At 38.5% G+C, this 14608-nt stretch carries 12 protein-coding genes; 1 reads left to right on the top strand and 11 read right to left on the bottom strand.

The annotated features are described in order from the left end of the window. Positions 1-116: 116 nt before the first annotated feature. The 11 genes from CP363_RS08565 to pth form a co-directional block, all read right to left on the bottom strand. Positions 117-1043 (bottom strand): hypothetical protein, encoded by a 927-nt coding sequence (locus tag CP363_RS08565; protein WP_089145583.1) that lies wholly within the window; start codon positions 1041-1043, stop codon positions 117-119. A 142-nt stretch (positions 1044-1185) separates the two neighbouring features. Further along, a complete protein-coding gene (lysS, locus tag CP363_RS08570) occupies positions 1186-2736 on the bottom strand; it encodes a lysine--tRNA ligase (protein WP_068812784.1) in 1551 nt (516 codons plus the stop codon). A gap of 15 nt (positions 2737-2751) precedes the next feature. Next, positions 2752-3777 carry a tRNA dihydrouridine synthase DusB gene (gene dusB / locus CP363_RS08575; RefSeq protein ID WP_198995786.1) on the bottom strand — a complete coding sequence of 342 codons (1026 nt, stop codon included), beginning with the start codon at positions 3775-3777 and terminating at the stop codon, positions 2752-2754. A 77-nt stretch (positions 3778-3854) separates the two neighbouring features. Then, positions 3855-4745 (bottom strand): Hsp33 family molecular chaperone HslO, encoded by an 891-nt coding sequence (gene hslO / locus CP363_RS08580; protein WP_054832657.1) that lies wholly within the window; start codon positions 4743-4745, stop codon positions 3855-3857. A 52-nt stretch (positions 4746-4797) separates the two neighbouring features. Next, positions 4798-6966 carry an ATP-dependent zinc metalloprotease FtsH gene (ftsH, locus tag CP363_RS08585; RefSeq protein ID WP_098036140.1) on the bottom strand — a complete coding sequence of 723 codons (2169 nt, stop codon included), beginning with the start codon at positions 6964-6966 and terminating at the stop codon, positions 4798-4800. Positions 6967-7060: 94 nt separating this feature from the next. After that, positions 7061-8314: a tRNA lysidine(34) synthetase TilS gene (gene tilS, locus CP363_RS08590; protein ID WP_005721110.1), complete on the bottom strand. Its 1254-nt coding sequence runs from the start codon at positions 8312-8314 to the stop codon at positions 7061-7063. Positions 8315-8352: 38 nt separating this feature from the next. Beyond that, complete coding sequence (locus tag CP363_RS08595; protein ID WP_005724146.1) at positions 8353-8715, bottom strand: S1 RNA-binding domain-containing protein; 363 nt, start codon at positions 8713-8715, stop codon at positions 8353-8355. Beyond that, a complete protein-coding gene (locus tag CP363_RS08600) occupies positions 8715-9092 on the bottom strand; it encodes a septum formation initiator family protein (RefSeq protein ID WP_098036141.1) in 378 nt (125 codons plus the stop codon). Before CP363_RS08600 ends, CP363_RS08595 begins: the two co-directional genes overlap by 1 nt. 67 nt (positions 9093-9159) lie before the next feature. Further along, positions 9160-9402: an RNA-binding S4 domain-containing protein gene (locus CP363_RS08605; protein WP_005721105.1), complete on the bottom strand. Its 243-nt coding sequence runs from the start codon at positions 9400-9402 to the stop codon at positions 9160-9162. Positions 9403-9417: 15 nt separating this feature from the next. Next, positions 9418-12912, bottom strand: a complete 3495-nt coding sequence (gene mfd / locus CP363_RS08610; RefSeq protein WP_098036142.1) for a transcription-repair coupling factor — start codon at positions 12910-12912, stop codon at positions 9418-9420. Between the two features lies 1 nt (position 12913). Continuing rightward, complete coding sequence (pth, locus tag CP363_RS08615) at positions 12914-13471, bottom strand: aminoacyl-tRNA hydrolase (RefSeq protein ID WP_023488504.1); 558 nt, start codon at positions 13469-13471, stop codon at positions 12914-12916. 136 nt (positions 13472-13607) lie between these two features. Here pth and CP363_RS08620 point away from each other — a divergent pair, with 136 nt between their 5' ends. Then, positions 13608-14579, top strand: a complete 972-nt coding sequence (locus CP363_RS08620; RefSeq protein ID WP_089146127.1) for an L-lactate dehydrogenase — start codon at positions 13608-13610, stop codon at positions 14577-14579. Positions 14580-14608: the final 29 nt, after the last annotated feature.

Consider the following 14608-nt stretch of genomic DNA (forward strand, 5'->3'; position numbering starts at 1 on the left):
ACCCGCGACCCCCACCATGGCAAGGTGATGTTCTACCACTGAACTACTTCCGCAATACAAAAAGTATTATATCAAAGATTACCTACTTTGCAAATACTTTTTGAGAAAAAGTTGAATTACTTAGCTTCAAAATAGTAACTATCAAAGGTCAGCTCTAAGTCCAACTTAATATTACCGGTACCGCTCTTAGAATTCTTAGGCACATGAATTTCAGCGATGGTATCGCCATCTTTGTCTACTAGATCATAATTTCTGTTCCTTTTACTTGGCTTAAAATTATTGACTCTTACATGTGCTTTAAAATCATAATCGTGAACTGGAAGCTTGCCCTTATGTGAAAGCATTGAACGATTCCAATTAGTACCACGTCCTTCATTAATAATATTAGGGTTAACAAAAGAAATATTGCTAAATTTAAATTTAGGTTTATTACCTACAAAAGCAGACTTTTTAGCTGACTTTAAAGTTAAATTCTTTAAGAAAATATTCTTAACTTGCTTTACTGAATATGGTGAAGCTGGATCGTGATCATAATCTTTGTGAGATAAAACTTTTAATCCATCTTTATCACAACGAACCTTAATAACCCAGAAACTATATCCGCTGTCTTTACCAGCCGGAATGTCAACGGAGCCTTGAATATTATCTCGAATTGCCGCATCCGTTCTAGGATTATTAATAGTCGAATAGAAAGTCAATCTTTGGTTTTGGTCACTTGGCTTTTTCCAATTCTTTACATACATTTCATTTGCAATTGTATAAGTACCGTAAGGCATATGATCAAAATCATGATATTGATCATTGTAAATAATAAATGTATGTTCATACCAAGTCCCAGGTTGTGACTCATCTAAAATTTCTGCACGAGCTCCGTTTTTTAACAATTCACGCTCATTAAAAAATTTATTTATCAATTGTTCAGATGAAGCATGATAATCTTCATCATCATCTGCTTTAACTGCTTGATTAGTAGTTAATCCTATAGCCACTAAACTAAAAAAGAATAACGCTAAAAACAGAGATCCAATCTTTTTTAATTTCATAAATCTATCCCTCCAAAAATAAAATCATTTGCAGTTTATAGCCAAAGCACCTTTATGTCAATAGTCCTTGAATAAACAAAAAATCTCATACCCATGTTTCAAAACACAGATATGAGATTTATTTTTATATCAAAATTTGATATTACTTGTTTTCTTTATTCTTCTTTTCCATATCAGCCTTAACTTCAGCTTCTACGCTTTCAACACGTTCTGGACGCATTGTTGGGAACAAAAGAACATCACGAATAGCTGGAGCATCAGTCAAAAGCATTACCAAACGGTCAATACCGATACCCAAACCACCTGTAGGTGGCATACCGTATTCCATAGCACGAAGGTAATCTTCATCGATCATGTCAGCTTCGTCGTTACCTGCTTCACGTTCTTCCATTTGAGCTTCGAAACGTTCACGTTGGTCGTCAGGATCGTTCAATTCTGAGAAGGCGTTACCGTATTCTTCACCCATGATGTAAATTTCGAAACGGTCAGTAAAGCGTGGATCGTCAGCATTCTTCTTAGCAAGTGGTGAGATTTCTACTGGGTGACCGTAAACGAAGGTTGGGTCAACAATAGTTTCTTCACAGTACTTTTCAAAGAAGGCGTTAATAATGTGACCAACTTTCCAGAACTTTTCAACGTGGATGTCGTGGTCTTCCGCAATCTTAGTTGCTTCTTCAAGAGTCATTGGCTTCCAGAAGTCAACGCCAGTCTTTTCCTTGATCAAGTCAACCATGTGAACGCGACGGAATGGCTTGCCTAAGTCAATGTTAGTACCTTGGTAAGTGATCTTACCGTCATCTGAAACAACCTTAGCTGCAGCACGAATAATACCTTCAGCTTCATCCATAACATCATGGTAGTCCCAGTATGCTGCGTAACTTTCAAGTTCAGTAAATTCTGGGTTGTGGTGAGTGTCCAAACCTTCGTTTCTGAATACACGGCCGATTTCGTAAACACGTTCCATATCACCAACAATCAAACGCTTAAGTGGAAGTTCCAAAGCAATTCTCATGTAAAGATTGATATCTAAGGCGTTATGGTGAGTAATAAATGGACGAGCTTCAGCACCACCAGGAATGTTGTGAAGTACTGGAGTTTCAACCTCCAAGAAGTTTTGACCATTTAAGTAGTCACGAATAGCTTGGATAATTTGGGTACGGTGAACAAAACGCATGTAACTATCATGGTTGGTAATCAAATCAAGGTAACGTTGACGATAAATTGCCTCAACGTCCTTTAAACCATGGTACTTATCTGGTAATGGACGAAGAGCCTTTGATAAGAAAGTTACGTGAAGGGCTCTAATAGTAAGCTCTCCAGTATCAGTCTTCATAACTTCACCCTCAATACCTAAGAAATCACCAATATCAGATTTCTTAAAGATCTTGTAGTTATCTTCGCCAACAATATCCTTACGTACATAAATTTGAATCTTACCAGTACGGTCATAAAGATCAGCAAAACCAACCTTACCCTTACCACGTTTTGCAAGCATACGACCTGCAATCTTGGTCTTAGGCATATCAGCGTTTAATTCTTCCTTATCTTCATTGCCATACTTTTCTTCCAAAGTACTTGCCAAATCTTGACGATCAAATTTTCTTCGGCCAAATGGTTCAATTCCGTTTTCACGTAATTCTTCCATCTTTTGGCGACGGACTATTAATTGGTCGTTCATTTCATTCTTTGCCAATTTATCTTTCCTCCATTATTTGTTCATTACCGCGCGTCGTGCAGCACGAGCTTCTTCTCTTTTTTCATATTCATCAACAAAATTATCGAGCAAGTCATATACTTCTTGACGCGTCCAGACCTCATTTATTTTAGCACGAGTACGGGCCGAACGGGGAATTCCCTTTAAATAGTATGCAGCTTGTTGTCGAAATTCTGGTACAGCACGCTTTTCACCGTGAATCTTAACGAGTGCATGTAACTGGTGTTTGGCCGTTTCAACCTTCTCGCGAACAGTTTGCGGTTGTAATTTTTCACCAGTTTCAAGATAGTGAACCATATCCTTCAGAATCCACGGGTTACCTAAAGCAGCGCGACCAACCATTACTGCCGTACAGCCAATCTCATCTAGTGCTTTTTTAGCTAATTCTGGCGTTCTAATATCGCCATTAGCTAAAAAAGGTACATCTAAAACTTGCGCTACATCATGCAATATTTCCCAGTCAGCTTCACCTTGATACATTTGCTTACGGGTTCGACCATGCATTGCAATCATGCTTGCTCCTGCTTCTTGAGCGGCCAAGGCATTTTCAACTGCAAAAACATGCTTTTTATCCCAGCCTGTTCTCATTTTAACAGAAACTGGCTTTTGCACATTTTGGACCACTGCATGAACCATTTGATAAATCTTGTTTGAATCAAGCAACCACTTCGAACCTGCATCAGTCTTTGTTACTTTAGGTACAGGACAACCCATATTAATATCAATAATATCCGCATCGGTATGTTGATCAATATATTGAGCAGCTTGAAGCAAAGTTTCCTCGCTTCCGCCAAAGATTTGAATGCTCATTGGGTGTTCACGCGGATCAACATCCATCATACTTAATGTCTTTTTATTTCCATAAATGATCCCATGATCAGAAATCATTTCGCAGACAACCAGCCCCGCTCCGAATTCCTTACAGACAACGCGGAATGCAGAGTTTGAAACTCCCGCCATCGGCGCAACAACAACTCGGTTTGGAATGGTGATATCGCGAATTTTCCAGCTGTTATTCACCAAATCATCCTTTCAAAATTACCCTATTATGATATCAAAAAAGCCCCGCTGGTTAAAACCTTAGGGCTTTATTTGCCTTAATAATCTTTATCTTTGTTCTTTTTAGCTAAAATATCTTTCAATTCATCTTCTGAATAATGATACTTGTTACCGCAGAAATTGCAAGTAAGTTCGGCACCATGATCTTCATTAATCATTGCTTCCAATTGATCGCTCTTCAAAGTTTCCAAAATACCAGCATACTTTTCTTTAGAACAATCACAGTTAAAGGCTACATCATCTTTTTCAAGAATCTTACAATCGGTTCCTAAGATTTTACGTGCTAAGTCTTCTGGCGTCATTCCATCCAAAAATGAAGTTGAGAGTGCTGGCAATGCATCAATTCGCTTAATCGTTTTATCGATCAAAGCATCACTAGCACCAGGAAGTGCTTGCAACATAAAGCCACCAGCTTCACCGATTGAATTATTTGGATTAACAAATACTGACAAACCAACAGCTGACGGAATTTGTTCTGACTTAGTCAAATAGTAAGCAAAATCTTCAGCAATTTCACCAGAAACAATTGGTACCTGACCTGTGTATGGTTCCTTCAAGCCAAGGTCCTTAGTTACTTCAAACCATCCTTGTCCAACAGCCTTTTTCACATCAATATGACCATTTTTCTTAGGTGGTAAAGCAATATGTGGATTCTTAACATAACCCTTTACCTTCAAATCGGAGGTAGCTGTCACGATGGTTGGACCAACAGGGCCATTGCCTAATAAACGGACTGTCAATTCTTCCTTATCTGTCAATTCTGCACCAGCAAGTAAAAGAGATCCTACTAAAGTACGACCAAGCACAGCAGCTGAAGCTGACCACAAGTCATGCCGCTTTTGTGCTTCACTCACTACACCCTTAGCGGTAATGGTTAACAAGCGTAAGTTTTTAGTCTTATCAATTGACTTTACTAAATAATCACTCATTTTTATCCTTCTTTTCTAAAAAAATAGAGCCTGTGACAGGCCCTACTTTTATTTAATTGTCTTTATGCTCATCATCTGCAGAAGTATCTTGAGTTGAAGTTTCATTTTCTGATTGATCCTTTTCGGGATTCTCAGGATTATTTTCTTCAACTTCATGATTTTTTTCAGATGGAGTCTCCAAGGTATCTTTTTCTTGATCAGCCAATGCTTGATCTGAATCCTTTTTTTCTGCCTTTTCAACTTCGCGCTTCTCTGCAGCAGCCTTAGCTTCTTCATAAGTTGAAGCCTTTGATTCACTCGGATATTCATCTTCGTCTTTTTCAGGCATTTTACCGGTCTTATACAAGGCCATAATTTGCTTTTCATTCAAGGTTTCATACTTGAGCAAAGCTTCGGCAATGATTCTATGCTTTTCTTTGTTGTCCTTAACGATCTCAAGGGCCTTAGCATGAGCTTCATCCAAAATCTTCTTTACAGCTTCATCAATTTTAGCTGAAGTTGCTTCACTATATGGCTTAAAGCCGTAAGGATTGCTTTCGCCTTCCTTTTCAAGCTCAACCATACCTAAGGATTCGGTCATACCATAGTTAACTACCATGCTATGCGCAATTTGAGTAGCTTGTTCAAAGTCGTTAGAAGCACCAGTTGACTTATCACCAATGGTTGCTTCTTCACCTGCACGACCACCCATCAAACCAACAATTTGTTCAAATAATTGCTTTTTAGTCAAAATGAATTGATCATCTTTAGGCAACATGATGTTATAACCACCAGCACGGCCACGAGGTACGATAGTAACTTTACGTACAGTACGTGAGTCGCTTAAGACCAAACCACAGATTGAGTGACCAGCTTCGTGGAAAGCAACACGTCTTCTTTCTTTTTCAGAAATCAAACGATCCTTCTTAGCTGGACCGGCAATCACACGGTCTTCGGCTTCATCAATATCTGATGCAGTAATCTCAGTACCATTACGACGAGCAGCAACTAATGCGGCTTCATTCAAGACGTTAGCCAAATCTGCACCTACAAAGCCAGGAGTTTGACGGGCAACTTCCTTCAAATCAACATCAGGTGCAAGCGGCTTGTTCTTAGCGTGAACCTTTAAAATAGCTTCACGACCACGAACGTCAGGACGACCTACCAATACCTTACGGTCAAAACGACCAGGACGAAGCAAAGCTGGGTCTAAGACGTCTGAACGGTTAGTAGCAGCAATGACAATAACACCTTCATCGCCTTCAAAACCATCCATTTCAACCAATAATTGGTTCAAAGTCTGTTCACGTTCATCATTACCACCGCCGGTGCCATTGCCACGACGACGACCAATGGCATCAATTTCATCGATAAAGATAATACTTGGTGCATTTTTCTTGGCATTGTTAAACAGGTCACGTACACGACTAGCACCAACACCGACAAACATTTCAACGAAGTCTGAACCTGAGATTGAATAAAATGGCACGTTAGCTTCACCAGCTACAGCACGAGCAAGCAAAGTCTTACCAGTACCAGGAGGACCCTCAAGTAAAACACCAGATGGGATTCTTGCACCCAACTTAGTGTACTTAGATGGATCTTTCAAAAATTCAACTACTTCGACTAATTCTTGTTTTTCTTCTTCTTCACCGGCTACGTCAGAGAAACGAACCTTATTCTTAGAAGGATCTTCTGGCTTGACGTGTGAACGACCGAAATTCATTATTCCGCCGCCACCACCACGTCCAGCGCCACCTTGGTTCATCATCATCCAAAGCATGACGATAAACAAAACGGTTGGCACAAGCATGACAATGGTCGAAATCCAATTGCCAGATTGTGATTCTCCTTGAGTTGTCATCCGAGCATTACTTTTTTGTGCCAAGTTTTGCACGTTAGAAACGGTAGAATCATTCTGTAACATGGTAGTAGAGAAGCGCGAAACTTTTCTACTTGAATTATTACTAAAGAAATCAAAACTATTATTTGATTGATTCTTTGTTGTTTGTGCAGTCTTGTAACTACCTGAAACAGTGTAAACACCATTAGCAGGTTGAACACTAAAGTTTTTAACTTTGCCTTGACGCAAATCTTTAACAAATTGTGAGTAACTGATATTCTCTGAGCTACCACTATTGTTAGAGCCGCCGAGTGCCCAGTTGATTCCCCATAGGAGCAGAAGGAACACAACTATATAGAAAAGGCCGTTTGAAAGCAGCCGATTCCGGTTATTCTTCATAAAAAACCTCCGCAAAGTCTTTAAGTTATACGTTTAAAATTCTATCACAAATTGGCTTGCAACCACTAACATTTTCACCTATTTTGAAGACTTCTTAATAAATGTATAGGAAATAATGTTTACCATCTGTGATAAAGTCCTGTTTTTGATAACATTTTTCTACAAAAACAGGTTCATTTTCAGCATAAATTGTAATGCAGCAAGAGCGCAAGGCAAAGGGAATTGCCTTTTCTGCAAATTTCTTTTTCGCCTTAACTCGTTGACCATTTTTCAACAATAATTTGCTAGCAGGTACTAGACTTCCCGCAGTAAAATGTGCATCCCTTTCCAGCCAAAAGCTTCCTATTTCTTTCAAATCAGCTTGCCTATCAGTAGTTAGTAAATAATAAGCTCCGTTGAATTCAAATTGCTGATTCAGTTCGATACTAAATGGCTGCACAATTTTCTGTGGCTTATTTTCAACTAAATAACTATAACCTTGATAATCAATCACCTCAAAATTGCCCAAATTTTCATTTACCCGGCGATGATATTTTTGCCAGATTATCTTTTGCCAAAAAATATTTTTTTCTTCTGTAGATAAATCATTTAAGTTGTCCGTTTTAATTCGCCAAGCACCCAAAAATGGCTCAACCGTTCTCATACTATTCAACTGCTCATCCGCCAAATCCGTCAATTGACTCATTTTTTCACTAAAACGCAGTGCATTACTAATTAAATTAGGATTCTCCTCTTTTAATAATGGCACCACATGATGACGCAGTCGATTTCGAACAGTCTCATCCTCCGTATTAGTTGAATCTATTACATAGTCAATTTCACGCTCTTGATCATATTCGAGTAATTCTTGCTTACTATAGGCTAATAGTGGTCTAAGCAAAACAACGCCATGCATAGAGCCGATATCTTGCAAACTATTCATCTCTTCAGGATTTCCCGAGCGAATAAATTTGAGCAAAATATTTTCTAGCAAATCATCACCATGATGCGCAGTTAATAAATAGTTCATTCGCTCGCTATGAGCAACATTAGTCAAAAAATGATATCGTGCCTCTCGCGCCGCTGCCTCAATTCCCGTTTGGGGCTGATCATGTTTATCCCACTTGCCATTAAACAGGCAAATCTTCTTTTGAGCACAATAATTTTGCAAAACTTCTACTTCATATGAGCTATCCGCACGCAATTGATGATCAAAATGTGCCGCAAAAACAGTAAAACTTAGTTGTTTTTGCAAATTAACTAGCATATCTAGTAAAGCCATGGAATCCGGTCCCGCACTTGCGGCTACTAATAGTCTTTTATCCTTTAAGTCAATCTGATGTTGTTCAAAAAAATCATTAATTTTCATTATTTTTCTAACAAAAAATGGCCCTTTCGGACCATCCCTTAATTCTCAGTTAATACTTGCTTTAGCTTTTCAATTTCTTCTTTAGCATCCCGCGTTGTTTGATTCAGGACTTGATCAAAATCAGCTGGCTTTGTCTTAGAAAATTGATTATCATGGTCAACTAATTCCGGATCATTCACTCGAGTGATCGATAAATTAAATCTCCCTTTATGGATGTGCACCACAACCACGCGCACTTCATCGCCAACATGATAACGACGACGTTCGCGTAGCCAATTATTGCCAAAGTCACTATGATGAACCAAACCAGAATGCCGATTAGGTAAAGTAACAAAGATGCCCAAGTCAGTAATGTTATTAATTACACCAGTCACCCGATTACCAGCTTGATACTTTTCCATTAGTTATCATCATTTCTTTCATGCACGTTATAAATCTTCTCATTTGATTTAGAATAATAGAATTTATAACGAATCAGCTTAGCAACATAATTTGGATCCTTCAAATCCTGCTTTTCAGTTTCTAAGTCATTTCTCTTATTTTTTACTTTAGTTAAAGTCTGTTTTTCAGCTTGTACTTGATTATTCAGTTGTCCAGTTTGAGAAATCTTGATTGCAATCTGTACACCTAAAGCAACGAAAATGATAGCAAAAACTGCCATAATTACGTTCAACCGCTTGCGGTGTGTTTCTTTCTCTAGTTTAGCCTGTTTACGTCTAAGACGCGCCCTCTGCTCTTCTGGACTCAACGAATTATATATACGTGGACCATGATTCATTGTTTAATCCCCTAATTACTAAATAACTATACTAAGTCAAGTATAACAACGATTTAATCAAAAGTCATTAATCAACTAGCTCGTACAGTTCACTTGCTTCTGCTTTTTTCGTGGTCTCGCGAATATTTAACACCTTAGCCTTGATGGTTTTGGCGCCGTAACCTACTTCAATAATATCATCAATTTTTACATCGTAGCTTGATTTTACAACTCGACCATTGACTTTGATTCTACCTTGATCAGCCATTTCTTTAGCTACGGTTCTTCTCTTAACTAATCGTGAAACTTTTAAAAATTTATCAATCCTCATATTTTTCTCCTACAGTTACCTTTGTACAATGTCGCTTGCTGCCTGTAAAAAGGTTGCCAGTTCATTGAATAAAACACGATTCTTCATTTTATCCGGCAACAATAGTAAGACAACCATTCTTTTTTCTTGATTCATACTAATGCGAGCCTTTAAGCTTACATGCTCCAATGCCTTAAAAATATTAGGTCCCTCAAGTTCGCGTGAAGCTGCGTTCGTAAATTCCACTTTAATCTTATCGTCAGTTTTAACCACATTGAGCACTTGAGCCATGTCAGCATCAACCTTTAGACCGGCAACAGCTAATAAATTCTCGACGGCCGTTGGATAGTCACCAAAACGATCGATTAATTCATCTTCAATTTTACCTAATTCTTCCTGACTTGAGACGGCTTTAATCTTTTTGTAAAATTCAATTTTTTCTTCTTGATCACCGATATACGAATCTGGAATATAAGCCTCAAGTCCAAGGTCGATTTCTGCGTTTGACTTTTTGACTGTTGTCTTCCCCTTACGGTCTTGAATTGCATCAGCCAGCATTTGTGAGTACAAATCATAACCAACGCTATCAATAAAGCCATGCTGTTGTGCACCCAGCATATTTCCAGCACCACGAATTGATAAGTCACGCATTGCTATTTTGAAACCAGAACCCAGTTCAGTGAAGTCACGGATCGCATCAAGCCGTTTTTCACCAACCTCAGTTAAAACTTTATTTGGCTTATACAAGAAGTAAGCATAAGCCAAACGAGCACTACGGCCAATTCTACCCCGCAATTGATACAACTGACTTAGACCATAGTGGTCAGCATCTTCAATGATCATTGTATTGACATTGGGCATATCAATTCCTGTTTCAATAATCGTAGTCGTAACCAAGATATCAAACTCGCGATTCAGGAAGCGATAAAGAATATCTTCCAACTGATTCTGACTCATTCGACCATGGGCAGCTGCAATTCGCGCCTGTGGCATCAATTCCTGCAGTTTTTCGACAGTTTCATCGATATCACTAATCCGATTATGTAAATAAAAGACCTGTCCATCACGTTGCATTTCACGCAAGCATGCATCCCTTACTACACTAGGAATTTGTTCCATCACATAAGTTTGAATAGGGTATCTGTTTTGAGGTGGCGTTTCCATTACTGAGAGATCACGCACACCTACCATTGACATATGAAGCGTTCGCGGTATTGGCGTAGCTGTTAATGTCAAAACATCAATATTTGCCTTCAACTGCTTTAACTTTTCCTTGTGCTTAACGCCAAACCGCTGCTCCTCGTCAACAATTAACAATCCTAGATTCTTGAATTTTACATCTTGAGACAAAATACGGTGAGTCCCAACAACCAAATCTACCTTGCCATTTTTTAGCCCTTCAATAATTTCCTTTGATTCAACTGGCGTTTGAAAACGAGATAGCATAGCAGTATTGACTGGGAAATCTTTGAAGCGATCTTGAATCGTCTCATAGTGTTGTTGCGCCAAAATAGTGGTGGGTACTAAAAAGGCTACTTGTTTATTATCCTGAATTGCCTTAAAAGCTGCTCGTAAGGCTACCTCAGTTTTTCCAAAACCAACATCCCCTACTAAAAGTCGGTCCATTGGCTTCGAGCTTTCCATATCTTGCTTAATTTCTTTAACCGATCGCAATTGATCAGGTGTTTCTGGATAAGGAAAGGCATCTTCAAATTGTTTTTGTAGATCATCATCAGGTGAAAAAGCAAAGCCTTTTTCTGATTCACGTTTGGCATAAAGTTCAATCAAATCATCCGCAATGTCTTCAACTTTAGATTGAACCTTACGCTTGGTTTTAGCCCACTCACTACCACCTAGCTTATTAATATGTGGTGTCTTACCTTCTGAACCAACGTATTTTTGTACTAAGCTTAATTGATCTGCTGGTACAAAAAGCTGATCACCATGCTGGTAGGTAATCGTAATATAGTCACGCTTGGTACCATTATTTTCTAAAGTCTTGATTCCTTCAAACCGACCAATCCCGTGGTTAACATGAACAACATAATCCCCTGGCTTCAGTTCAGTATAATTGCGCAAACGCTGGGCATTCTCCAGTGTCTTAATTCTTTTTTTACGTTGTGGGCGCTTATTAAATAGTTCACGCTCCGTTAGATATACCAATTTAACTGTTGGTAAACTAAAGCCACTAACAAAGCCATCAACTACAATTTGTGTCCGTTGTTCAACAATTTCGTCTGCACCAACAATTGGTAAATTTAAGCCAAAATCAACCATTGTTTGATCAATTTGCTGTGCTCTTTTTTCATTATCAGCCTGTAAAATGACGGTTTGCCCCGCCTTTTGATAAGATTCTAATTCTGACTTAATCAGCGGCATTTGACTAAAGAATTGTTCTGGCTCACGTGTTGACCAATTGAGCATCTGGCCTAAGCGCAGTCGTCCCATGCTTCGTTGAAACAATGAGAAATAAATACGATGGTGCTTATCTTTGCTCAGAATCTTTGTATAATCTGACCGCAAGCTTTGCCCTGGCAACATTGCACCAGTTTTTAGTTCATCATTAATAAAAGCAGCGTTTTGCTTATCAACTGTTTCAACCGCTTGATTAATTAAAGGCAAATCGTCAAATAAAATCTGCCCATTTTTAGGCAAATATTCGAGTAAACTACTAGAAATTTCAAGCAAATAGTCAATTAAGAAAGCATAGTTTTTAGGTAAACCGCCATCGTTTAATTCATCAAGAACTGCCGCAAAGTGGTCCTTGACAGCTTTAGCTGGAGCTGGTGCATTGGCCATATCTTGTTCAATTTTCTTAGCCGCTGCCGCAATTGCATCCTTAGTAAAAACTCGATCTTGAGCTGCTGCAACTTCTACTTTGTCTAACTCTTTTTGACTCCGTTGACTAGCTAAATCGAATTCCTTAATTGTATCTATTTCGTCACCAAAGAATTCGATTCGCACGGGATTTTCTCGATCTAGTGGATAAACATCTAAAATATCACCACGGATGGCGAATTCGCCTGGCCGTGCTACCAAAGAATCACGCTGATACCCTGAAGCAAGCAACCATTCATTGAGTTCTTTTAGTTCATATTCTTGACCTGGCTCAAAACTCCGCTTTGCCTGCGCAAAATCAGTTGGATTGGTCAGTTTGTATTGCAGCCCCTGCGGCGTTGTTACCACTATTCCTGCCTTACCACTTAACAAAAAATTAAGTGCCTGAATTCGGCTGCTCAGTTCATCAGGCGAACTAACTGCCGTTTGCGTTGCAATTGTAGCATCTACTGGAAAAATTTGCACAGTTTCATCTGCCATAATGGCACTGAGTTCACCATATAAGTTTTGTGCTTTACTTTCGTTTTCTTCAATTAAAATAAGTGGAGCTGCTAATTTAGTTGTTATCTGTTTTAGCAATAGACTAAAAGCACCGGCATTAGCGCCAGTGATTAGTGAATTTTTTACTTGTTTTGTTTTTGAAATAAAATTATTTAAATCTTGATCTTTATCTAAAATCTCTGTTAAACGCATTTTAATTATATTTATTCATTAAATATTGACTACCATGTCCGCTGATAAAGTCGTCAATAATATCTACACTTGTCGCAAATGCATCATCCATCAATTTTTGTTGTTCATCATTAAATGGTGTCAAAACCCATGAAACAACCGTTGTATTTTTCGGATGACGAATACCAATCTTCAAACGATTAAACTTTTCCGTCCCTAAATCTCGAATGATGCTTTTAATTCCATTATGTCCACCAGATTTGCCATTAGCTCTAATTCTAATTTTACCAATTGGCATATCCATATCATCTTGAATAATTAGCACATCTGCTGGATCAACCTTAAAGAAGTTAGCCACTTGACTAACTGAACGACCTGATTCATTCATAAAGGTTTGCGGCTCAAGCAAAATTACATCTTCACCATTTATTTTTTGCTTAGTCCAATGACCTTCAAATTTATCTTTATCCAGTGACAAACCCTTTTCATTCAAATAATGATCCATTGTCATGAAACCAGTATTATGCTTTGTTTTATCATATTTTTGTCCTGGATTACCTAAACCTGCAATTATCTTCATTATTTTTACTCCTCACTATGCACACAATCTTACATATAATAGCACAATTAGGAAATAATAATTTTATTAATGCTTGCTATCATGGTATAATTCATTTTGTTAAAAATATCACTAATAAAAAAGGAGATTTTTATTTATGCCAAGAGATGAAAGACCTCGTAAAGTTATTCTTGTTGGTGATGGTGCTGTAGGTTCAACCTTCGCATTCTCAATGGTACAACAAGGTATCGCCGAAGAATTGGGTATTATTGATATCGCTAAGGAACACGTTGAAGGTGACGCAATTGACTTAGCTGATGCTACCCCTTGGACTTCACCAAAGAATATCTATGCAGCTGACTACCCTGACTGTAAGGATGCAGACTTAGTAGTTATCACTGCTGGTGCTCCACAAAAGCCAGGCGAAACTCGTCTTGACCTTGTTAACAAGAACTTGAAGATTTTATCATCAATCGTTGAACCAGTTGTTGAATCAGGCTTTGAAGGTATCTTCTTAGTTGTTGCTAACCCAGTTGACATTTTAACTCACGCAACTTGGAAGATGTCAGGTTTCCCTAAGGATCGTGTTATCGGTTCAGGTACTTCACTTGATACTGGTCGTCTTCAAAAGGTTATCGGTGAAATGGAACATGTTGACCCACGTTCAGTTAATGCTTACATGCTTGGTGAACACGGTGATACTGAATTCCCAGCATGGAGCTACAACAATGTTGGTGGCGTAAAGGTTAGTGACTGGGTTAAGGCTCACGGTATGGATGAATCTAAGCTTGAAGACATCCACAAGGAAGTTGCTGACATGGCTTACGACATCATTAACAAGAAGGGTGCTACTTTCTACGGAATCGGTACTGCTTCAGCAATGATCGCTAAGGCTATCTTGAACGATGAACACCGTGTACTTCCACTTTCAGTTCCTATGGACGGTCAATATGGCTTACATGACATTCACATTGGTACTCCTGCAGTTGTTGGCCGTAAGGGTCTTGAACAAATCATTGAAATGCCATTAAGTGACAAGGAACAAGAATTGATGACTGCTTCTGCAGATCAATTGAAGAAGGTTATGGACAAGGCATTTAAGGAAACTGGCGTTAAGGTTCGTCAATAATCTAAAACTTGTTTCATCTAAAGGCATCT

Source organism: Lactobacillus sp. UMNPBX12, from assembly GCF_002553955.1.
GTDB lineage: Bacteria > Bacillota > Bacilli > Lactobacillales > Lactobacillaceae > Lactobacillus > Lactobacillus crispatus.

What these genes read in the sequence shown, in the direction of transcription:
- CP363_RS08600 (WP_098036141.1), bottom strand. Translation starts at nt 9,092, where the DNA reads ATGAATCATGGTCCACGTATATATAATTCGTTGAGTCCAGAAGAGCAG.
- CP363_RS08605 (WP_005721105.1), bottom strand. Translation starts at nt 9,402, where the DNA reads ATGAGGATTGATAAATTTTTAAAAGTTTCACGATTAGTTAAGAGAAGA.
- pth (WP_023488504.1), bottom strand. Translation starts at nt 13,471, where the DNA reads ATGAAGATAATTGCAGGTTTAGGTAATCCAGGACAAAAATATGATAAA.
- CP363_RS08595 (WP_005724146.1), bottom strand. Translation starts at nt 8,715, where the DNA reads ATGGAAAAGTATCAAGCTGGTAATCGGGTGACTGGTGTAATTAATAAC.
- mfd (WP_098036142.1), bottom strand. Translation starts at nt 12,912, where the DNA reads ATGCGTTTAACAGAGATTTTAGATAAAGATCAAGATTTAAATAATTTT.
- CP363_RS08620 (WP_089146127.1), top strand. Translation starts at nt 13,608, where the DNA reads ATGCCAAGAGATGAAAGACCTCGTAAAGTTATTCTTGTTGGTGATGGT.
- hslO (WP_054832657.1), bottom strand. Translation starts at nt 4,745, where the DNA reads ATGAGTGATTATTTAGTAAAGTCAATTGATAAGACTAAAAACTTACGC.
- ftsH (WP_098036140.1), bottom strand. Translation starts at nt 6,966, where the DNA reads ATGAAGAATAACCGGAATCGGCTGCTTTCAAACGGCCTTTTCTATATA.
- CP363_RS08565 (WP_089145583.1), bottom strand. Translation starts at nt 1,043, where the DNA reads ATGAAATTAAAAAAGATTGGATCTCTGTTTTTAGCGTTATTCTTTTTT.
- tilS (WP_005721110.1), bottom strand. Translation starts at nt 8,314, where the DNA reads ATGAAAATTAATGATTTTTTTGAACAACATCAGATTGACTTAAAGGAT.